Origin of the sequence: Pantoea eucalypti, assembly GCF_009646115.1 — a bacterium.
Taxonomy (GTDB): Bacteria; Pseudomonadota; Gammaproteobacteria; order Enterobacterales; family Enterobacteriaceae; genus Pantoea; species Pantoea eucalypti.
This window is the reverse complement of record NZ_CP045721.1, coordinates 325079-345233: the sequence shown is the minus strand read 5'-3', so window position 1 is coordinate 345233 and position 20155 is coordinate 325079. Positions and strand designations below refer to the sequence as shown.

General features: G+C 55.4%; 23 protein-coding genes and 1 riboswitch. Of the genes, 12 read left to right on the top strand and 11 right to left on the bottom strand.

Annotated elements, in window-relative coordinates; all coding sequences use genetic code 11:
• Window positions 1-60: 60 nt before the first annotated feature.
• Together EE896_RS20500 and EE896_RS20495 are read right to left on the bottom strand one after the other, a co-directional pair.
• Window positions 61-1002 (bottom strand): Rpn family recombination-promoting nuclease/putative transposase, encoded by a 942-nt coding sequence (locus EE896_RS20500; protein ID WP_140915941.1) that lies wholly within the window; start codon window positions 1000-1002, stop codon window positions 61-63.
• Between the two features lie 198 nt (window positions 1003-1200).
• Window positions 1201-2154 (bottom strand): D-2-hydroxyacid dehydrogenase, encoded by a 954-nt coding sequence (locus EE896_RS20495; protein ID WP_140915942.1) that lies wholly within the window; start codon window positions 2152-2154, stop codon window positions 1201-1203.
• Window positions 2155-2373: 219 nt separating this feature from the next.
• Here EE896_RS20495 and EE896_RS20490 point away from each other — a divergent pair, with 219 nt between their 5' ends.
• The 3 genes from EE896_RS20490 (at window position 2374) to EE896_RS20480 (ending at window position 5373) form a co-directional block, all read left to right on the top strand.
• A complete protein-coding gene (locus tag EE896_RS20490; protein ID WP_008924742.1) occupies window positions 2374-2793 on the top strand; it encodes a DUF2946 domain-containing protein in 420 nt (139 codons plus the stop codon).
• A 45-nt stretch (window positions 2794-2838) separates the two neighbouring features.
• Window positions 2839-4569, top strand: coding sequence for a DUF2534 family protein (locus EE896_RS20485; protein ID WP_140915943.1), 1731 nt, complete (start codon window positions 2839-2841; stop codon window positions 4567-4569).
• A gap of 126 nt (window positions 4570-4695) precedes the next feature.
• Window positions 4696-5373 carry a pirin family protein gene (locus EE896_RS20480; protein ID WP_008924744.1) on the top strand — a complete coding sequence of 226 codons (678 nt, stop codon included), beginning with the start codon at window positions 4696-4698 and terminating at the stop codon, window positions 5371-5373.
• Between the two features lie 27 nt (window positions 5374-5400).
• On the opposite strand, the gene EE896_RS20475 is transcribed toward EE896_RS20480, so the two are convergent.
• Window positions 5401-5628, bottom strand: a complete 228-nt coding sequence (locus EE896_RS20475; RefSeq protein ID WP_003851555.1) for a hypothetical protein — start codon at window positions 5626-5628, stop codon at window positions 5401-5403.
• A 165-nt stretch (window positions 5629-5793) separates the two neighbouring features.
• Here EE896_RS20475 and EE896_RS20470 point away from each other — a divergent pair, with 165 nt between their 5' ends.
• The 6 genes from EE896_RS20470 (at window position 5794) to crtB (ending at window position 12305) form a co-directional block, all read left to right on the top strand.
• Window positions 5794-6324, top strand: a complete 531-nt coding sequence (locus tag EE896_RS20470; protein WP_033742868.1) for a YtfJ family protein — start codon at window positions 5794-5796, stop codon at window positions 6322-6324.
• Window positions 6325-6543: 219 nt separating this feature from the next.
• A complete protein-coding gene (locus EE896_RS20465; RefSeq protein ID WP_033762527.1) occupies window positions 6544-7452 on the top strand; it encodes a polyprenyl synthetase family protein in 909 nt (302 codons plus the stop codon).
• 9 nt (window positions 7453-7461) lie between these two features.
• Window positions 7462-8757, top strand: a complete 1296-nt coding sequence (locus EE896_RS20460; protein WP_140915944.1) for a glycosyltransferase — start codon at window positions 7462-7464, stop codon at window positions 8755-8757.
• Window positions 8744-9904: a lycopene beta-cyclase CrtY gene (gene crtY / locus EE896_RS20455; RefSeq protein WP_140915945.1), complete on the top strand. Its 1161-nt coding sequence runs from the start codon at window positions 8744-8746 to the stop codon at window positions 9902-9904. Before EE896_RS20460 ends, crtY begins: the two co-directional genes overlap by 14 nt.
• Window positions 9901-11379 carry a phytoene desaturase gene (locus EE896_RS20450; protein WP_140915946.1) on the top strand — a complete coding sequence of 493 codons (1479 nt, stop codon included), beginning with the start codon at window positions 9901-9903 and terminating at the stop codon, window positions 11377-11379. Before crtY ends, EE896_RS20450 begins: the two co-directional genes overlap by 4 nt.
• A complete protein-coding gene (crtB, locus tag EE896_RS20445; RefSeq protein WP_140915947.1) occupies window positions 11376-12305 on the top strand; it encodes a 15-cis-phytoene synthase CrtB in 930 nt (309 codons plus the stop codon). Before EE896_RS20450 ends, crtB begins: the two co-directional genes overlap by 4 nt.
• On the opposite strand, the gene EE896_RS20440 is transcribed toward crtB, so the two are convergent.
• Window positions 12244-12771: a sterol desaturase family protein gene (locus EE896_RS20440; protein ID WP_033762477.1), complete on the bottom strand. Its 528-nt coding sequence runs from the start codon at window positions 12769-12771 to the stop codon at window positions 12244-12246. The genes crtB and EE896_RS20440 overlap by 62 nt on opposite strands.
• 133 nt (window positions 12772-12904) lie before the next feature.
• On the bottom strand, window positions 12905-13174 hold the full coding sequence (locus EE896_RS20435; protein ID WP_003851569.1) for a hypothetical protein: 270 nt from the start codon (window positions 13172-13174) through the stop codon (window positions 12905-12907).
• Window positions 13175-13494: 320 nt separating this feature from the next.
• Between EE896_RS20435 and EE896_RS20430 the strand changes: the two genes are divergently transcribed.
• Window positions 13495-14037 carry a DsbA family protein gene (locus tag EE896_RS20430; RefSeq protein ID WP_003851571.1) on the top strand — a complete coding sequence of 181 codons (543 nt, stop codon included), beginning with the start codon at window positions 13495-13497 and terminating at the stop codon, window positions 14035-14037.
• Between the two features lie 225 nt (window positions 14038-14262).
• Window positions 14263-14676 (top strand): ASCH domain-containing protein, encoded by a 414-nt coding sequence (locus tag EE896_RS20425; protein WP_003851573.1) that lies wholly within the window; start codon window positions 14263-14265, stop codon window positions 14674-14676.
• A gap of 9 nt (window positions 14677-14685) precedes the next feature.
• Here EE896_RS20425 and EE896_RS20420 read toward each other — a convergent pair whose 3' ends face one another.
• The 6 genes from EE896_RS20420 to EE896_RS20395 form a co-directional block, all read right to left on the bottom strand.
• On the bottom strand, window positions 14686-15654 hold the full coding sequence (locus EE896_RS20420) for a HesA/MoeB/ThiF family protein (protein WP_140915948.1): 969 nt from the start codon (window positions 15652-15654) through the stop codon (window positions 14686-14688).
• Between the two features lie 9 nt (window positions 15655-15663).
• On the bottom strand, window positions 15664-16419 hold the full coding sequence (locus EE896_RS20415) for a thiazole synthase (protein WP_003851577.1): 756 nt from the start codon (window positions 16417-16419) through the stop codon (window positions 15664-15666).
• A 2-nt stretch (window positions 16420-16421) separates the two neighbouring features.
• Complete coding sequence (gene thiS, locus EE896_RS20410; protein WP_003851578.1) at window positions 16422-16619, bottom strand: sulfur carrier protein ThiS; 198 nt, start codon at window positions 16617-16619, stop codon at window positions 16422-16424.
• On the bottom strand, window positions 16603-17547 hold the full coding sequence (locus tag EE896_RS20405) for an FAD-dependent oxidoreductase (protein WP_140915949.1): 945 nt from the start codon (window positions 17545-17547) through the stop codon (window positions 16603-16605). Before EE896_RS20405 ends, thiS begins: the two co-directional genes overlap by 17 nt.
• 131 nt (window positions 17548-17678) lie before the next feature.
• A riboswitch (TPP riboswitch) is annotated at window positions 17679-17798 on the bottom strand.
• 141 nt (window positions 17799-17939) lie between these two features.
• Window positions 17940-18254, bottom strand: coding sequence for an ArsR/SmtB family transcription factor (locus tag EE896_RS20400; RefSeq protein WP_008924754.1), 315 nt, complete (start codon window positions 18252-18254; stop codon window positions 17940-17942).
• A 16-nt stretch (window positions 18255-18270) separates the two neighbouring features.
• Window positions 18271-19389, bottom strand: a complete 1119-nt coding sequence (locus EE896_RS20395) for an alkene reductase (protein WP_105099678.1) — start codon at window positions 19387-19389, stop codon at window positions 18271-18273.
• Between the two features lie 214 nt (window positions 19390-19603).
• Between EE896_RS20395 and EE896_RS20390 the strand changes: the two genes are divergently transcribed.
• On the top strand, window positions 19604-20152 hold the full coding sequence (locus EE896_RS20390; RefSeq protein ID WP_085980545.1) for a P-loop NTPase family protein: 549 nt from the start codon (window positions 19604-19606) through the stop codon (window positions 20150-20152).
• Window positions 20153-20155: the final 3 nt, after the last annotated feature.

Genomic DNA, 20155 nt, shown 5'->3' with positions numbered 1-20155 from the left:
GAAGGGTGCCGCGCACTGGCGATGTGAGGCACCAGTAATTATCAGAGTGCAAAAAATATCTTAGTGTGAAATTTGTGTCAGATCGTCTTCATTCAGACCGGTCATCTGCATAACCGTGTTGCGATCCATACCATTCATCAGCAGGTTACGCGCAATTCTCAGGCTCGCGCCACGAACACCTTCTTTTCGTCCCTGTTCGATGCCCTGTTCAATACCCTGTTCGATGCCTTTCTCAAGACCTATCTGCTCAAGCTGTTGTGCAATAGTCATAAGTGCGTTCTCGTGTTGGGGCACACGCCGTGCCAGCTCCCGTACAAAGGCTTTGGCGTCTGATGTTTCGCCCGCCTGTACCATGTAGTGTACCAGCGATATCACCTGTGATGAAGAGTGATCGCCTGCCATCAAAATGGATACCAGCCTGTCCATCAGCTCTGTCAGATCTCGCTGCCGGATGTGCTTTTGCAACAGGGTCAGAGCCGCCATGTTGCGGTGTTGCATGATCTCATCGTCAGGAATCACCGTGACATCGATCAGCGGAAAACTGTGGCTGTAAAGCCTGTCCGCCAGCACCGGGTCATCAAACTCATCCAGCCACCGGGTCGAATAGGGATAGGGCGTGCGTCTGCCGGTGTAAAACAGGATGGGTATCACCAGCGGCAATGTCTTATGCCCGGCTTCCAGATGGCGCTGCATAGCTGCCACTGCATAGCGCATCAGCCGAAATGCCATGTGTTTGTCAGGTGCTGACTGATGCTCAATAAGTACATGGATATATCCATCGCCAGCGGTTGTTTTAAGACTGTAAAGCACGTCGCTGAAGTACTGCCGAAGGTCATCCTCCACAAACGACCCCGACTCCAGCTTCAGGGTGCTGAGATCACAGTGTACGCGCAGCTCCGGCGGCAGGTGCAGCGCCATAAAATCCCGGGCAATATCCGGCTGAGTCAGAAATTGCCGGAATGTCGCATCATGAGGTGTGGGCGTGCTGTTCTTCTTTTTCACTGGCCAGAATCCTTTCTGTTCCTGAAGCGCTTACAACGGCAGAGTCAGCCAGTAAAAGGCGCTAATTCCTGTCGCGCACGCACGTTTAGTCACTGATGGAGATAACGAAACTAATAGCCTGATTAATAACCACTGTAAAACGTGTCACCTGAATTCTACGAGGTTGCTCTGAATATCAACGCATATCAGAGATTAAAACTATTTCCGCCAGGCCTGACTCACCACATTAACCGGCTCGCCCTGCATAAAGGCCGCGATATTGGCCATCACGCCCGTCACCAGATTCTCCACACCGCTGCGACTCGCCCAGGCAATGTGCGGCGTCAGCAGCAGAGTTGGCAGATCCGCCAGCAGCGGATTGTCGGGCGCGGGCGGCTCGCTGCTCAGCACATCCAGCGCCGCCCCCCCAATGACACCCTGTTTTAACGCCTTAGCGAGGTCGGCTTCGTTAATCAGTCCGCCGCGCGCGGTATTGATTAGCAGCGTATGCGATTTCATTTTCTCCAGCGCATGACGATCGATCATCTGACGAGTGCTGTCACTCAACGGGCAGTGAAGCGAAATAATATCGCTTGTCGCGAGCATCTGTTCGAAGCTGACATAACCCTCACGCACCCTGTCACTGCCTTTACGCTCGGCGTACTGCACCTGCATACCCAGCGCCTTAGCCAGCCTGCCGACCGCCTGGCCAATGTCGCCCTTGCCCACGATACCCAGCATTGCGCCGCCAATATCCCCTATCGGCTGACGATGCAGACAGAAGTGCTGAGCCTGCGGCCAGTCGATGCGGGTATTGCTGGCGTAAGCCATCATCTGACGGCGCAGGGCAAAAATCGCGGCGATAACCGCCTCTGAAACGCTCTGGGTGGAGTAACCAGGAACATTACTGACCACAATGCCGCGTGTACGACAGGCATCGAGATCAATACAGTCATATCCGGTCGCCGCGACACAAATAAAGCGCAGATCGGGTAAGAGTTTTAAGGTGTCGGCACGCAACGGCACTTTATTGGTGATCGCGACCGTGGCGCCCGTAAGCGCCGACACGATTTCACTGACCGAAGTCTGTGCACGAATTTCCCAGTCAGCATTCTGCTTTCCGGTCGGCAGTGAAACAGGCAGCGTGTCGCCATCCAGCATGACAATTTTCATTCTTAATCCTTTATGGGTTCGGTTTAACTGCAGCCGAAACATTAATGTTATTTGTATGTGTTCTGGTGGTAACAACTACGTTAAATGATGCTGAAATTAAAGTGAATATGTTCAAAGAGTGCGAATTTTCTCGCTACAGAAGCCACTTTATTTAACCCTTTTATCCCCTTCGCGTTACACTGCCGCCCTGAATTCTGACCCCAAATGCCTGTTAAAATCATGCAGAGATCTGACATCCGACAGCGACTCACAGCCGGTATTGCGATACTGGCCGTGCTGCTGTTGTTTGTTGCCCCGATGATCTCTAAAAATCTGGCTGAACATCGCGCCATGATGCAGGATGCCTCTGCCATGAGCGCAGAGATGCCCATGATGGATCATCACAGCGAGATGGCGATGGCGGATCACGGGATGATGATGGGTTCGGGCTTTGCCTGTGGTTACTGCGATTTGCTGGTTCATGTGCCGCTGATGCTATGGGTCTTTATCCCGTTCATCTGGTGGATGTGCCTGATAAGCCGCGCCCCGCCTCCTTCTGCCATTAATCCGCCGCAATGGCGACGATTACTGCGCCTTCACCGACCGCGTGCGCCACCCTGTTTTGCGTCACACCGACTGCTAACTGATTCGATTGCGTGACAACGTCACCAGATCGCCTTTGTCTTTTGAAAAGTGTGGAATGCTATGTCCTCTAATCGGGAAATGTCCCCTGCACCACGCGGCACTGTTTTTAACCTGTTTCGCCGCCTGCATTTTTATATTGGCCTGTTTATTGCGCCATTTATTTTCGTCGCCGCTCTCACCGGTACGCTCTACGTTCTTACGCCGCAGCTGGAACAGGCGATTTACCACGATGCCCTGACCACTGACGCGCAGGGTGTCGCACAACCGCTGTCAGCTCAGATTGCCGCTGCCCGTGCCCGTGCCGGTGAGTCCGCGCGCATTTACGCCGTGCGTCCCGCACCAGGCCCGCTGGATACAACCCGGGTGCAGTTTGCTGAGCCTCAGTTGGGTCCATCTGAGTCGCGCTCGCTGTTTATTGATCCCTACACCCTGCAGGTGAAAGGCGATATGACGGTGTATGGCACCAGCGGTGTGTTGCCGCTGCGAATGTGGCTGGATCAGCTGCATCGCGGCCTGTTGCTGGGAGATTTTGGTCGCAATTACAGTGAACTGGCGGCTTCGTGGCTGTGGGTCGCCGCGCTGGGTGGACTCGTTTTATGGGCCGGCACGCGGCCACCACGACACCGTAAAAAAGCGCAGAGTGGCTTTGCAGCAACGCGTCACTGGCACGTCACGCTGGGTCTGATTCTGGCCATCGGCCTGGTGTTCTTTTCAGTCACGGGGCTGACCTGGTCACAGTGGGCGGGCAACAACATTGATAAGATGCGCAGCGACTTCGGCTGGACAACGCCGCAGGTTAACACCGCGCTGAATGGTAACGTTCCTGCCGAAGCCGCCAATCCCCATGCTGACCATCGCGGTGCGATGGAAGGGATGACGATGTCCGGGATGACCATGCCAGCGAAAACCGCGCCGCCGGTGATCCTGAACCAACCGAATGCCAGCTGGGATCAGGCCCTGGCGGCTGCACGTCAGGCCGGACTTCACGCCACGAAACTGGAACTGCGCCAGCCTAAGAACGCTGAACAGGCATGGACAGTGTCAGAGATTGATCGCAGCTGGCCGAGCCAGGTCGATGCAGTTTCCATCAATCCGGTTAATTTCAGCGTGGTCGATCGCGTTGAGTTCGCCAGCTTCCCGCTGGTGGCGAAACTGACCCGCTGGGGCGTGGATGCCCATATGGGCGTGCTGTTTGGCCTGCCCAACCAGCTGATTCTGGCGCTGTTTGGCTTTGGTCTCTGCACAATGATTGTGCTGGGCTACCGCATGTGGTGGATACGTCGCCCGGCTGTTCCTCAGCTCAGCCCATCGCAGACGCTGTTGTCCGCCTGGCTGTCACTGCCGCGCTACGCACAGGGTACCAGTCTGATTGTCATGCTGGCCCTGGGCTATGCCCTGCCCGTTATGGGTGTCAGCCTGATAGTGCTGATTCTGCTGGATATTCAGCGCTGGCGCAGTGCGCAGCGAGCCGCTATCGTTCAGGTGGAAATCGCCCCGGATAAGCAGTCGCCGCTGGCTATCGTTCAGTCGCGCTTCGCCGGTAAACGTAAAGAGATGCGTTATTTTCTGCGCAGCGTCACGGTGCTGGCGTTGATTGTCATCTCGGTAATGGCAAATGCGATGATTGGTGGCGTGATTGATCAGTATCAGATCCCTTTCAGCCACTGGTCACTGACTATGTATATCACTCAGGCGATGATGATCCTGCTCTACTCCACCGTCTTTACCGGGCTGTTGTCGATTCCACTCTGGTATTTCTTTCTGGGTGAAAGTGACGAACAGGGCAAGTAGGCTGCCAGCACGGCAAATTGTCTATTATTCAAAATAACTGACGAAGCCGGGCAAATCCCCCGGCTTCTCATTTTACGTCTGAGGTCTATGATCGTTGTTATTGGTCACTTTATTTAAGAGCTAATCATGAACATTGTGCGAGCAAATCCTGAGCAACTTTTTGAGTACGGTCCTTTCACCGTTCGTCGCCAGCGGCCCGGCGCTGCCCTGAGCCCGCTGATCAGTGTTGACCTGATGTCGTTAAAACTGGATGCCCGGATTCCGATGCAGCAGCATCAGAATGAAGAAGTGTTCACTTACCTTTGGCGCGGTTCGATGCAACATCAGGACAGCAACGGCGAGCGCACACAGCTCTCTGCAAAGAAAGTGATGGTGGTCAATGCGGGTGAAGGTGTTCAGTACGAAGAGTCGGTGCCGCTGTATGAAGCGGAGCTGTTGCAGGCCGTGATTCGGCCTTCACAGCCGGGCGGGGAAGCGATGACTCAGGTGCTGGAACGCGACCAGGGCATTATGACCAACGGCTGGACCGAACTGGCCGGGCCAGAAACGTCTGACGCGCCACTGGAACTGCGCCAGGAGGTCTATATCTACGACACGCTGCTGGCGCGCAACCATACGCTCAATGTGCCTTCAATGCCGGGATTTGTCGCTTATCTCACCGTGCTTGAAGGCATTATCCGCGTGGGCGATCACCGTCTGGGTCGTGGAGACGCAGTCAGCGGGCTGGATGACACCATTGAAATCGTGGGCGACCGTGAGGCTAATCTGGTCTGTTTCCTGGTGAAGCCCGATAATTTTGCATAAGAAAGCGCGGGACTATCCCCGCGCTGATTAAAGCGTTTTACGTTGCTGCCTCGCCTGAACCCGTTTATAGGCATGATCAAACTGACAGACATCGTCGCGCAGCCAGTGACGCTGCGTCAGCGGGGCATCATCCAGCGCCTGTGGCAGCGGCACGCCTCCCAGCGATCCCCGACAGCAAAAGGCGCGCGCCAGCGTTGGGGTTGCGATGCCAATATAACGGGCAAATTCAGGTAGCGTCATCAGTGTTGTACTCATTTCACACCTCCAGTAATCAGATCTTCCCCGCTATTTTGACTCCAGTTATTAAATGCCTTTATTGATCTGAAACATAGATGTGATACTAATCTTCTGCCTGCTGATGAGATAGCTGGCCTACGTAAACCAAAAAGAAGTGAGGACCCTGTGCGCCATTATGGATTGATGATAGCCCTTCTTTTTTCGGGTTTCGCCACTGCCCACACCCTGAAAACGGGTTTTCCTGTCCCCACCGTCTATGTCGCCGACAAAGGCGAAATGGTGCTGAAACAGGGCGACATTCATTATCAGCGCTGGAATAGTCAGACTCTGACCGGAAAAGTGCGTCTGGTGATTCATGTGGCGGGTCGTCTCTCTGCGAAAGATCAGAGCGAGCCTTTAATCAATGCCATTCAGCAGGCCCGACTGCCGCGAGACCGTTTCCAGACCACCACCATCGTCAATACTGACGATGCTCTGCCCGGCAGTGCCATTTTTGTAGTGCGCAGCATTGCGTCCAGTAAAAAGGCTGACCCATGGCAGCAATTCATTATCGACAGCAGTGGCGTTACCGCTCACAGCTGGCATCTTCTGCCGGAAAACGCGTCAGTGGTCGTCATTGATCCGAAGGGAATTGTGCGTTTCGCCAAAGATGGCGCATTATCTGACGAGGATGTCGCCAGCGTGATAAAAACGCTGCGCGCATTACTGGGTTGATTCAGGCAGAATGCCCCGTTAATTATCGACGTTAAACACGGAATGCTGCTGAATTTACCGACATTTTTATCTCTGTGAACTACGCTTAGTTGTAATGGAATTACCCGCCGTTCTTTGAAAACCTGCCCACTATGCAAGGGCAGTCGGGGACGATTATTGAAGATGGCATCGAAGAATTTCGACCTGCTGTGACTTCCTCTGTAGATAAGGACAGCCATGATGACGGTCTGTGCAGAACAACACGTCAATTTCAACCGCAGTGAGGCTGCGAGCCTGTTGAACGAGATTGAGCAACGGCTCGACCAGCTTTTACCGGTTGAAAGTGAACGTGACCTGGTCGGCGCTGCAATGCGCGACGGTGCGCTGGCACCGGGAAAGCGTATTCGTCCGCTGCTGCTGCTGCTGGCCGCGCGCGATCTCGGTTGCGACGTCACGCCCGCCGGTTTGCTTGATCTCGCCTGTGCAGTGGAGATGGTCCATGCCGCCTCCCTGATTCTGGATGACATGCCCTGCATGGATGATGCGCAGTTGCGTCGTGGACGGCCGACCATTCACTGTCAGTATGGCGAACATGTGGCGATTCTGGCCGCGGTTGCACTGCTGAGTAAGGCATTTGGCGTGGTCGCCATGGCAGAAGGCTTAACAGCGGCCGCCAGAGCAGACGCCGTCGCGGAGTTATCCCATGCGGTCGGTATGCAGGGACTGGTGCAGGGTCAATTCAAAGATCTCTCAGAGGGTGACAAACCACGCAGTGCTGATGCCATTCTGATGACCAATCACTATAAAACCAGCACGCTGTTCTGCGCCTCAATGCAGATGGCCTCCATTGTGGCAGAAGCATCTGCAGAGACCCGCGAAGAGCTGCACCGTTTTTCACTGAATCTCGGTCAGGCTTTCCAGTTGCTGGACGATCTTACCGACGGCATGGCCGATACCGGCAAAGATACCCATCAGGATGAGGGTAAATCGACGCTGGTGAATCTGCTTGGGCCTCAGGCAGTGGAAACGCGACTGCGAGACCATCTGCGTTGCGCCAGCGAGCATCTGCTCTCGGCCTGTCAGGACGGTTATTCCACACATCATTTTGTTCAGGCCTGGTTTGAGAAAAAACTCGCTGCCGTCAGTTAAGGATGCTGCATGAGCCACTACGCGGTCATCGCACCGCCCTTTTATAGCCATGTGCAGGCGCTTCAGCATCTTAGCCAGGCTTTAATCGCGCGCGGACACCAGATTACCTTTATCCAGCAGACGGACGTCAGCGCGCTTCTCACTGACCGGCGAATTGGCTTTTTCCCGCTGGGCTTAGCCTCGCATCCCGCGGGCAGTCTGGCGCATACCCTGCAGCTGGCGGCGCATCCTCTTGGCCCGTCGATGCTGAAACTGATCAATGAGATGGCGCGCAGCACCGATATGCTCTGTCGCGAATTGCCGGTGGTGCTGAACACGCTGGCGATCGATGGCGTCATCGTCGATCAGATGGAACCTGCCGGTGCATTAGCAGCAGAGTTTCTGAATCTGCCTTTCGTTTCGGTTGCCTGTGCGCTGCCGCTAAACCGTGAGGCAGATTTTCCGCTGGCCGTGATGCCATTTGACTATGCAGGGACAGATCAGGCGCGCGAACGCTATCGCACCAGTGAAAAAATCTACGACTGGCTGATGCGGCGTCACGATCGGGTGATCGCCCGCAATGCTCATGCAATGGGATTAGCATCGCGCGAAAAACTGCATCACTGTTTTTCACCGCTGGCACAGATCAGCCAGCTTATCCCGGCACTCGATTTTCCCCGCCAGACCCTGCCCGACCATTTCCACGCGGTTGGACCTCTGCGCGCTGCGGAATCGTCATCGGCTGCGTCGAAGACACGCTATTTCACGCAGGACGACAAACCGAAGGTTTTTGCTTCACTCGGCACCCTGCAGGGTCATCGCTACGGCCTGTTTAAAACCATCGTCCGTGCCTGTCAGGAGATTGACGCGCAGTTATTGCTGGCGCATTGCGGTCGCCTGTCACCGTTTCAGGCGGAGAAACTCGCGCAGGCCAGCCATGTTCAGGTGGTCGATTTTGCCGATCAGGCAGCGGCTCTGGCGCAGGCCGATCTGGCCATCACCCACGGCGGGATGAACACGGTGCTGGATGCAGTTAACCACCTGACGCCGCTTCTGGCGATCCCCCTGGCCTTTGATCAGCCAGGCGTTGCGGCCAGAGTGGTCTGGCACGGTATCGGACGTCGCGCATCACGCTTTACCACCAGCCACTCAATGGCCCGCCAGCTCCAGACCTTGCTGGCAGATGAGAGTTACGTTGAGCAGATGAAAACGCTGCGCACCGCCCTTCGTCAGGCGGGCGGGACAACACTGGCAGCGGACATTGTCGAACAGGCGATGCTGACCCGTAAACCGGTGCTTAAGAGGAGAGATTATGCCGCGGTATGATCTTATTCTGGTGGGTGCGGGACTGGCAAACGGCCTGATTGCTTTGCGCCTGCATCAGCAGCGGCCGTCCCTGCGCATTCTCTTAATTGATGCCGAAATTGAGCCAGGCGCGCATCACACCTGGTCATTTCATGCGGAAGATCTGACTGAAACACAGCATCACTGGATTGCGCCACTGGTCGTTCATCACTGGCCCGGTTATGAAGTGCGCTTTCCTCAACGACATCGTTCCCTGAACAGTGGCTATTTTTGCGTGACCGCAGAGCGTTTTGCGCAGGTCATTCGTGACAGATTTGCGTCGGAACTGCTGCTGAACACCAGAGTGGCGAACATCGCTTCACGCTCGGTCACGCTGGAGGATGGCCGCGTACTGGACACTGACGCGGTGATCGATGGTCGTGGCTATCAGTCCGATACCGCGTTGCGTATGGGCTTCCAGTCGTTCGTGGGGCAGGAGTGGCAGCTCAGTGAACCACACGGACTGACTGAACCGATCATCATGGATGCGACGGTGGATCAGCAGGCAGGCTATCGTTTTGTCTACAGCCTGCCGTTTTCTGCCGATACACTGCTGATTGAAGATACCCATTATATTGATCACGCCACGCTGGAAGGCGATCGCGCCCGTCAGAATATCCGTGACTATGCCGCGCAGCAGGGCTGGAAACTGAACCAGCTACTGCGAGAAGAGCAAGGCGCGTTACCGATTACACTGACCGGCGACGTGGCTGCCTTCTGGCAGAAACGCGATTTACCCTGCAGTGGTCTGCGTGCCGGGTTATTTCATCCTACCACTGGCTACTCTCTGCCACTGGCGGTCTCACTGGCTGACCGGCTGGCTCAGATGCAGACGTTTACCTCTGAAACCCTGCACGCCACCATTGCGCATTTCGCCAGTCAGGCCTGGCAGCAGCAGCGCTTCTTCCGCATGCTAAACCGGATGCTGTTTCTCGCGGGTCCGGCTGACCGGCGCTGGCAGGTTATGCAACGTTTTTATGGACTTCCCGAAGATCTGATCGCCCGTTTTTATGCGGGAAAACTCACTTTGTCTGATCGGCTGCGTATCCTAAGCGGCAAGCCACCGGTTCCCGTACTGGCGGCATTACAGGCTATTATGACTCCTCACCGTCAACAGGCGATGCAATGAATAGAACGACAGTAATTGGCGCAGGCTTTGGTGGTCTGGCTCTGGCCATTCGCCTTCAGGCGTCCGGTATTCCCACCCGACTGCTGGAACAGCGTGACAAGCCTGGCGGCCGGGCTTATGTCTATGAGGATCAGGGCTACACCTTTGATGCCGGTCCAACGGTAATCACCGATCCGAGCGCCATTGAAGAGCTGTTCACGCTGGCGGGCAAAAGGCTCTCTGACTATGTCGAGCTGATGCCAGTCAAGCCGTTTTATCGCCTCTGCTGGGAGTCTGGCAAGGTATTCAGTTATGACAACGATCAGCCAGCGCTGGAAGCACAGATTGCCGCGTTTAACCCGCGTGATGTTGAAGGCTACCGGCGCTTTCTTGACTATTCCCGTGCGGTGTTTGCAGAAGGCTATCTGAAACTCGGCACTGTGCCGTTTCTCTCTTTCCGCGACATGTTGCGTGCTGCACCTCAGCTGGCAAAATTACAGGCGTGGCGCAGTGTTTACAGCAAAGTGGCAAGCTACATTGAAGATGAACATCTTCGTCAGGCATTCTCTTTTCACTCGCTACTGGTGGGCGGAAATCCCTTTGGCACGTCGTCAATTTACACCCTGATTCATGCACTGGAACGTGAATGGGGCGTCTGGTTCCCACGCGGCGGCACTGGCGCGCTGGTTCAGGGCATGGTGAAGCTGTTTGAGGATCTGGGTGGGGAAGTAGAGCTGAATGCCAGCGTTGCCCGTCTGGAGACGCTGGAAAATAGAATTACCGCCGTGCATCTGGATGACGGGCGGGTATTCCCGACCCGTGCGGTCGCCTCTAACGCGGATGTGGTTCACACGTATAGCGAATTACTGAGCCAGCATCCGGCATCGGTGGCGCAGGGGAAAACCCTGCAGAATAAGCGCATGAGTAACTCGCTGTTTGTCATCTATTTTGGCCTGAATCATCATCATGATCAGCTGGCGCACCATACCGTTTGCTTTGGTCCGCGCTACCGCGAATTAATTGATGAGATCTTCAACAAAGACGCGCTGGCAGAGGACTTCTCACTCTATCTGCATGCGCCCTGCGTGACCGATCCGTCACTGGCACCTGAAGGCTGCGGCAGCTATTACGTGCTGGCGCCCGTGCCGCATCTCGGCACCGCCGATATCGACTGGAGTGTTGAAGGTCCGCGCCTGCGCGACCGCATCTTCGACTATCTGGAGCAGCACTATATGCCGGGCCTGCGCAGTCAGCTCGTGACGCACCGCATCTTCACGCCGTTTGATTTTCGCGATGAGTTGAATGCCTATCAGGGCTCGGCGTTCTCGGTGGAGCCGATCCTGACGCAGAGCGCCTGGTTCCGGCCGCACAACCGCGATAAGACGATCAAAAATCTCTATCTGGTCGGTGCAGGCACCCATCCGGGCGCGGGTATTCCGGGCGTCATTGGTTCGGCCAAAGCCACTGCAGGATTAATGCTGGAGGATTTGGCTTGAACAGTCCGTCACTGCTCGACCATGCCGTAGAAACCATGGAAGTGGGTTCAAAAAGCTTCGCCACGGCATCGAAGCTTTTTGATGCCAAAACACGACGCAGTGTGCTGATGCTCTACGCCTGGTGTCGGCACTGTGACGACGTGATTGACGATCAGGTGCTGGGCTTCAGTAACAATACGCCGTCGCTGCAATCTGCGGAACAGCGCCTGGCGCAACTGGAGATGAAAACGCGTCAGGCCTATGCCGGATCACAGATGCATGAACCTGCCTTTGCGGCCTTTCAGGAGGTGGCGATGGCGCATGACATTCTGCCTGCTTATGCCTTTGATCATCTTGCAGGTTTTGCGATGGATGTTCGCGAGACACGCTATCAGACGCTGGATGATACGCTGCGCTACTGTTATCACGTCGCGGGCGTGGTGGGTCTGATGATGGCGCAGATTATGGGCGTGCGAGACAATGCCACGCTGGATCGTGCCTGTGATCTCGGGCTGGCATTTCAGCTGACCAATATTGCGCGCGATATCGTTGAAGATGCTGAAGCGGGACGCTGCTATTTGCCCGCCGAGTGGCTGACTGAAGCGGGTCTGACACGAGAGACGCTGGCTGACCCGCATAATCGCCAGGCACTGAGTCGCGTGGCCCGTCGGCTGGTAGAGACGGCCGAGCCCTATTACCAGTCGTCGTTAGCCGGACTGCCCGGTTTGCCTCTGCGCTCAGCGTGGGCGATTGCTACTGCTAAACAGGTGTATCGTAAAATCGGGATGAAAGTTGTTCAGGCGGGTTCACAGGCGTGGGATCAACGCCAGTCCACCAGCACACCCGAGAAACTGGCTATGCTGATGGCGGCATCAGGTCAGGCGGTTACTTCCCGGATGGCGCATCCTGCTCCACGTCCCGCTTACCTCTGGCAGCGCCCCGTTTAACACCGTGACGTTCCCGCAGCGTCGCCTGCAGTTTTGACAACGGCGGCGCATAAAGGAAACCAAACGAGACGCAGTCCTCTTTGCCACGTACAGCATGATGCATGCGGTGCGCCATATAAAGTCTGCGCAGATAACCCCGGCGCGGAACATAGCGGAACGGCCAGCGTTGATGAACCAGGCCATCATGCACGATAAAATAGAGCAAACCGTAAAGCGTCATCCCCGCGCCAATCCACTGCAACGGCCAGACACCTGTGCTGCCCAGATAAATGAGCAAAATCGACAGGCAGGCGAATACCACTGCATAAAGGTCGTTAACCTCAAACCAGCCTTTATGGGGTTCATGATGTGACAAATGCCAGCCCCAACCCCAGCCGTGCATAATATATTTGTGCGCCAGTGCAGCCGTTATCTCCATACCGATAACGGTGACCAGAACAATCAGGGCATTCCAAATCCACAACATAGTTTCTCCCGAGCATGCATCCTGCAAAGTGGCGCAGAGGTTCAATTTTAACAGAAGTTGGGGAAAACCGCGTTCAGGAGATAAACAGAGGATAACGGGAACGGGGCGGGCACCTTCGTGCGTGAAATATCTTTCAGGTTAAATCGTGATCCATTGGTGTGCGAAACGCGTGACGTGCAGCAACCATTAACTGACTGGCGGTTACCGTGGCGGGCAATCGCATTAAAATTTTACTCGCCTGCCAGTAACATAAGACCATGACCTCATCCTCCTCTTTTTCTGCCAGTTCATGCAATCGGGCGCGGAGTGACAACACATTGATACTCTGCTGCTCGTCCAGCATGTCTGAGATCGTCTGGTTAATGACGCGATGCAGAGTTTTCCAGGTGAGATCGGTATGCAAAATTAACCTCTTTTAACGCTTATCGGCTCGGGGCAGGCGATCAGCAGGAAAGTCGCAGAGATGGCTTCATCATGCAGATAGCAAACTCTGCGGGTAACTATAGCGCTCTTCAGTTCAGCTGACGATAAAGAGTCAGATAATGAGAATGCTAATGCCTTTAATTCTAGCGAGCAATGGACCTGCCTGTCTCCTGTTACGCGCCGGTCAGTGATTGATTGCTGATTTTTGTAACAATAGCGGCTGATTCTCAACTGGCTGAAATAAAGAGGATTTGCCAGAGTAAATGTCTTACCTTCCTGTTTATCTTTTAGGAGTTACCGATGTATCAGCATGCTGATGTCCTGGTGTGGGGCCATGGCCCCGAAGTATTTGAAGTTTTCCTGGAACCTACCTGTCCTTTTTCGGTCCGTGCATTCAATAAATTAGACGCATTACTGGCGCACGCGGGTGAAGGTAAAATCACCGTGAAGATCCGGCTGCAATCTCAGCCATGGCATCTTTATTCCGGGCTGATTGTCCGCTATATCCTTGCCGCCGCCTGCGAAAGTAAAGAGGCGGCGAAGAAGGTGATGCAGGCGGTGGCCGATCATCGTGAAGAGTTCGAATTCACCGACCACTGCACCGGCCCGAATCGCGATGCCACGCCAAACCAGATTCTGGACCGTCTTAAAGCGTACAGTGGCGTAGATGCCAGCGCCGCGTTTGATCAGCCTGACCTGCAGAACGCGATTAAATGGCACTGCAAGTATGCCCGTCAGAATGGTATCCACGTTTCCCCGACCTTTATGGTCAATGGTCTGGTACAACCTGAAATCAGCAGTGGTGACGACATCGAACATTGGTCGAGCTTTCTGATGCGTTAGTTTTACGTGCGCGGCCGCCGTTGCCGCGCCAGTCTTAAAACCACCGCAAGGAGTGTCAGAACGCCATCTCTTTCAATGTCCTGATAATTATGCCTGTTTTCCCGTAAGCAGGCCGGGTAAGCTGTACGGCTATTAGCAGCGTTTGAGCCGTTGCTACATCCTCTAAACGGCGCCGCTGGCCTGCAGTTATGCTGGTCAGGCGCTTATTTCACTAAGGATTTGCAGATGACAATGACGCTTGAACAGATACAGGACAAATATCCGGGTGCATTTACAGATGCATTTGGTGATTCTCCGGAATTAGCCAGCGAGCTTGCAACGCTGATTATTGCCGGAAAGAAGGTGGCTACCTGCGGTTCATTGCGGAGCTGGCAGGAGCAGGATGCCTTGCCTCAGCCGGGCGGTTACAGCATTGTTCTGAACGGCGAAAAGCAGCCGGTGTGTGTTATCCGCACCACCGGACTATTCCTGACGCGCTTTGACCGCGTGACGCCAGAGATGGCGATGCTGGAGGGTGAAGGCGATCTCAGCCTGGACTACTGGCGACAGGAACATCAGCGCTATTTCGAACGTGAAGGCTATTTCCACAGCGAAATGGAGCTGATCTTCGAGACGTTCCAGCTGGTCGAGGTGATTTAAACCCGCCTCCTACAGCGTATTCGCTGCCATCAGCGCCAGCCGCGTAACGCCCCGCGCGGCAAGGTTATCCGCCGCCTGGGCGGCGCGCATGCCACTGGCGCACACCAGCACCACGCGCTGATCGGATGGCGGCTGCCAGGCTGCTATCTGCTGCGGCAGAATCCGTAACACCCTATCAGCCACACTTTCAGACGCCTCCTCCAGACTACGCAACTCCACAACGCAGTCATCATCCCTGAGCATCAGACGATCGATAAAAGGCGTGCCCGGCGCGTCAGGCTCAGGTGCATCGTCGAAGCGAAACTGCCTGATGTGCCAGTCCACAAAGTCACACTGGATCATGCAGCCAAGCGGCGACGGCATCAGCCTGAGTAATACACTCAGTGCCATCTGTGCCTGCATTGCACCCAGCGTCGCCACCGCAGGTCCCATTACCCCAGCGGTATTGCAGTTACCCGAGGCCACGGGCAACTGCGGGAACACTGCGCGATAGCCGGGCGCACCGCCGCAGAATCCGCCGACATACCCTTTACGCCCCAGCACCGAGGCGCAGATCAGCGGCAGGTCGCGCGGATAGCAGGCGTCAGAAAGCTGATAAGTAATGGCGAAGTTATCCGCCGCATCCACCACCAGATCGATTCCCTCCAGCGCCTGCGGTAGCTGACTGGCGCTCAGCAGGTGTGAATGCGCCTCGACAAGGCAGTCAGGATTTCGCTGCGCCAGCGCACGCTGCGCACAGCGTGCTTTAGGCTCGCCCACATCGCCGACACCAAACAACGTCTGCCGGTGAAGATTGTGCAGTTCAACACGATCGCCATCGTAAAGACGAATAAATCCCACGCCCGCACCTGCCAGTAACGGCAGCAGGGTGGCGCTGAGGCCGCCCGCGCCCACCACCAGCACGCTTGCCCTGGCCAGCCGCTGCTGCCCCGCTTCGCCAATTTCAGGCAACATGGTCTGTCGCTGATAACGCGCCATTGTCTCTCCTCAGAACTCTGCCAGACCAAAAATGGGCGTAGAGGCAGAGGCCATATCACGCTGCTCCATCAGGCCCGCCTGGAATCCCTGATGTCCGCCATAAATCGCAGCAGCAAACGCACCGGCCATCCGCACCGGATCGCCTGCTTTTGCCACCGCTGTGTTGAGCAGCACACCGTCGAAACCCATCTCCATAGCCTGCGCCGCCTGACCGGGTGAGCCGATACCTGCGTCGATAATCAGCGGCACATCTTTAAACCACGCACGCATCGTGCGCAGCCCTTCGATATTGCGCAGCCCCTGACCGGAGCCAATTGGCGCGCCCCAGGGCATCAGCACTTCGCAACCCGCTTCCAGCAATTTTTCACCGACAATCAGATCTTCGGTGGTATAGGGAAAAACCTGGAAACCGTCAGCACATAGGATGCGCGCGGCTTCAACCAGTGCAAAAGGATCGGGTTGCAGCGTGTCAGCATGGCCGATCACTTCCAGTTTGATCCATGGCGTGTCGAACAGTTCACGCGCCATTTGCGCCGTTGTCACGGCTTCTTTTACCGTGTGGCAACCGGCTGTATTCGGCAGAATGCGCTTGTTGAGCTGTTGCAGTAGCGTGCGGAAGGCACCCCCTTCGCTGCCCTCCCGTCGAAGGCTGACAGTAATGATTTCTGCACCTGAGGCGTCGATCGCCTGCTGCAGAATGTCGGGAGACGGATAGCCAGCAGTACCCAGAAGAAAGCGGGATTGCGGCGCAAATTGATAGAACATCATTAACCTCCCTGCATCGGTGACAGGATTTCCAGCTGATTACCCGCCTCAAGTTGCTGGCTGGCATACCGGCTTCGCGGCACAAACTCACCGTTCAGCGCGGCGGCGACGGAGCGCGGGTCGATCTGCTGCTCCTGCAGCAGTTCCGCCAGCGTGCCTGCATCGGTTTCAATCGTGCGTCCATTAAGTTGAACTCGCATGAGTCATCTCCTGAGTCAGTTGCAGCATGAGGTTTTCAGCCATGATCGGCGCCAGCAAAAAGCCATGGCGATACAGCCCATTGAGCGAAAAACGGCCATTCTCAAAACGAACCTCCGGCAGGTTCTGTTGATAGGCAGGGCGCAGGCCGGTGCCGCTCTCCACAATCCGCGCTTCAGCCAGCGCCGGATGCAGACTGTAAGCGGCGCTTAGCAACTCCATCATGGCTCTGGCGCTAATCGGACTGCTGTCGTGACTTTCGACCATGGTGGCACCCAGCATGAAGTGCCCTTCTGCTCGGGGCACCAGATAGCAGGGAAAGCGAGGATGCAGCAGCCGGACAGGACGGGAGAGCTGAACGTCATGCGTCTGGAGGATCAGCATTTCACCCCGTACGGCGCGCAGCGCGGGCTGCTGATCCGCGGCGTGAATGCCACGGCAGTCAATGATGGTGCCGGTGGGTTCACCACTGTGTAAGGGCACGCCAGCCTGTTGTAATTTGTCACGCAGTTGCTGCAACGCGCGGCGGGGATCGAGATGCGCCTCCGCCGCAAAATACAGACCACGGGCAAAGCGATTTTCCAGCGCCGGTTCGATATCACCCGGTACGACCCACTCATGTTTTTCCGTCATGCTGGCGAAGCGCGTCAGTTCGCGGCTATCACGCGGCGGCGCAACCACCAGCGTACCCTGCTGTTCCACGCCATCAACACGTTGCGACCACCAGCCTGCAGCGTGCTGGCCCCAATCGATCACCTGCTGAGGCGCGCTTTCCGCTTCGCACCAGGGCGCGAGCATGCCACCCGCCCAGTGTGAGGCGGCACGACAGTCAGGCTGCGTAATGATTTCGACGGTTTCGCCCCGCTCCATCAGCAGTGTGGCGACGCACAGCCCGGCCACGCCACTGCCAAGCACCGACCAGCGGCTCATGATGTCCACCGGCGAGGAAGAGAGAGATTCTGGATGAGATATTTCACTTTGGCCTCGTTATACGTTAACGAAGACCCGTGATACGGAGGGAAAAGGCAGAGGCGTCGTGCATGCGCCCCTGCGGCAAGTATCTGATGCGATACCCGTCTTCCTACGCCAGTATCAACTGGGTCAGGTTCTAAGGGTCGCTAAGCCGCGCGATGCGCTATTAGCCTCTCAGTCTCTCTGGCGAGACTCCCCTGACGGGTTTAGTTGTAAGTGAAGCGGGCAGCTTCGTCAAGCGCGCACAGGATGGCTGCTAAGAATTTTAGGGGACAGGCAAGGTTTTGCGCCAGAGTCAAATGCAATGCGTTAGCAGTAGGCAATGAGAGGGTGTTTAAACTGCAGTCGCCTTACAGCGCCTGCAGTGATTGTGTCAGCACGTCGGTGATTTCACGAATACGCGGTTCAGCACGACGATAATAGGTCCATTTGCCCACTTTGCTGGCTTCGACCAGCCCGGCACTGTGAAGTGCTTTCAGGCATAACGACGTGGCGGGCTGTGATAAGCCCGCCTTGTCCTGTATGAGGCTGGCACAGACGCCATACTGATCGAAGGGATAGAGCTGGGTATAGCCCGCAAACGCTTCTTCAGGATGCTTAAGCCACTTCAGCACTGCCACTCGGGTTGGATTGGACAGTAACTTCAGGGCATTTTCGGGGGACATGCCGCCTCACAGAGTATCAGGATTGAAAAACAGGATAGTCAGTATAACCCTTCTCCGTGCCGCCATACAGAGAGGCGTGGTCGACCTCATTCAGCGGATGACCTGATTTAATGCGTGCAGGCAAATCAGGATTAGCGATAAATGAACGACCAAAACCAAACAGATCGCCCCAGCCTTTTTCCAGTACATGCTGCGCTTTTTCAGCCGTGTAACGACCGGAATAGATGATCGGAGATCGGAATGTTTCCCTCAATGCGACGCGGAAACTCTCGGGCATGTCCGGGCTATTATCCCAGTCCGCTTCGGCAATGGAGAGATAGCCGACTTCCAGCTCATTCAGCAGTTGCGCAGCACGGATGTAGGTGGCATGGGGATCGCTTTCAACCAGACCGAGATAAACGCGCTCTTCGTCAGTACTCGAAAACAGAGGGGCAAACCGAACGCCCACGCGATGGCTGCCAAAGACCGAGCTGACCGCCTCAACGACTTCACGCAGGAAGCGCAGACGATTCTCCGCTGAGCCACCATATTCATCCGTACGCAGATTAGTATGCTCTGAAATAAACTGGTTAATCAGATAGCCGTTAGCGGAATGCAGTTCCACGCCGTCGAAACCGGCTGCTTTGGCGTTCTCCGCTGCCTGTCGGTAAAGCGCAACGATCTCTTTAACTTCCTCTGTGGTCAGTGCCCGTGGCTCGCTGGGTGCGGTCAGTATCCCCGCGCCTGGCCCGGTTTCAATAAATACCCGGACGTTATCGGCTGCGATGGCTGAAGGCGCTACCGGTGGCTGTTTACCTGGCTGAAGTTCATTGTGTGACACGCGGCCAACATGCCAGAGCTGGCAGAAAATGGTGGCACCTTCCTGATGTACCGCCTCTGTAACCTTTTTCCAGCCCGCGATTTGCGCGTCGCTATGGATCCCCGGCGTCCATGCATAGCCCTGCCCGCGAGGCTCAATCTGGGTGCCTTCAGTGACCATCAGTCCCGCACCGGCACGCTGACGGTAGTATTCCACCATCATATCGCCGGGAATATTGCCCGGCTGTTCACTGCGGCAACGCGTCAGCGGCGGCAGGACAATGCGGTTTCGAAGTTTGAGATCGCCCAGGTTCAGGGGGGTAAAAAGTGACGGCATAACAAAAAGTCCTCTGATGTGTGAAGAGGCGCCATTATATTTACACATTTAAATTTGTAAATGTGTAATCTGTGCTTTTTGTTCCCGGACCTTTACCGTTGGTGGCGTTTTTACACGCTTTTTACCCGTTGAATCTCATCATTGCGGTATGCAGATGGCTATCAGAGCTGTACTCATTTATCTTTTTCCTGACAGCATAATCCCGGAAAATATTGTGACCACATTACTTTCTTTAGACGCGCTCGGACCGCGCATTTGTATTATGGGCCCGTCGAACAGCGGAAAATCGACTTTAGCGGACGCTATCTCCCACAAAACAGCATTACCTGCCATTCATCTGGATCAACTTCACCATCTTCCGGGAAGCCAATGGATTCCAAGAGCACCGGCTGAATTTCTCCGCTTGCACGCTGCCGCGGTGAGTCAGGAAAAATGGGTTATGGATGGGAATTACACAAAATGTATTGAAGAACGTCTCGCGCGCGCCACCGGATTCATTCTTCTGGATGTAAAAGTGCCAGTGGCGCTGTTTCGGTATATTCGCAGATGCTACTCATTCACGCCGCGAGTTGGCGGTCTCGGAATACGCAAAGAGCATGTAACCCTGGATATGCTGAAATATATTATCCTTACTGCCCCAAAGAACAGAAAGCGCCATAAGAAACTTTATGACCATGTCAGACTGCCTAAGCTTCTGCTGCATTCTTCAACTGATGTGAATGCCTGTCTGAAATACTGGGGCTTAACGTTTACGAATAACTGACCA